Source organism: Gordonia polyisoprenivorans NBRC 16320 = JCM 10675, assembly GCF_000241325.1.
In the GTDB taxonomy this organism is placed as follows: domain Bacteria; phylum Actinomycetota; class Actinomycetes; order Mycobacteriales; family Mycobacteriaceae; genus Gordonia; species Gordonia polyisoprenivorans.
Genome location: NZ_BAEI01000045.1, coordinates 1 through 315, shown reverse-complemented (window position 1 = coordinate 315; position 315 = coordinate 1). Strand labels below are relative to the sequence as shown.

Sequence of the window (315 nt, the reverse complement as noted above, 5' to 3'; positions counted from 1 at the left end):
GTGGTTCCCCCGGAATCGTGGAGGACTCCTCTATGCGGCTTCGGGCTCGGTGACTGCGGTGTTCTCGTAGTCGACCGGACTCATCATCCCGATCGCGCTGTGGCGACGCTGGTGATTGTAGAAGCCGTAGCACCACTCCAACACGACCGCCTGCGCCTCCATGATAGTATGGAACTCGTTGCGTGACAACACTTCCCACTCCAAAGAAGAGAAGAATGCCTCCGCTGCGGCGTTGTCGAAACACGATCCGACCCGGCCCATCGACTGCCGGATACCCATCTTCTGGCACAGCCTGGTGAACCGTTTCGCGGTGTA

General features: G+C 59.4%; 1 protein-coding gene. It reads right to left on the bottom strand.

Annotated features, from left to right (window positions below):
• Window positions 1-30: 30 nt before the first annotated feature.
• The coding region (locus GOPIP_RS12570) for an integrase core domain-containing protein (RefSeq protein ID WP_006370042.1) at window positions 31-315 on the bottom strand (285 nt) is incomplete at its 5' end.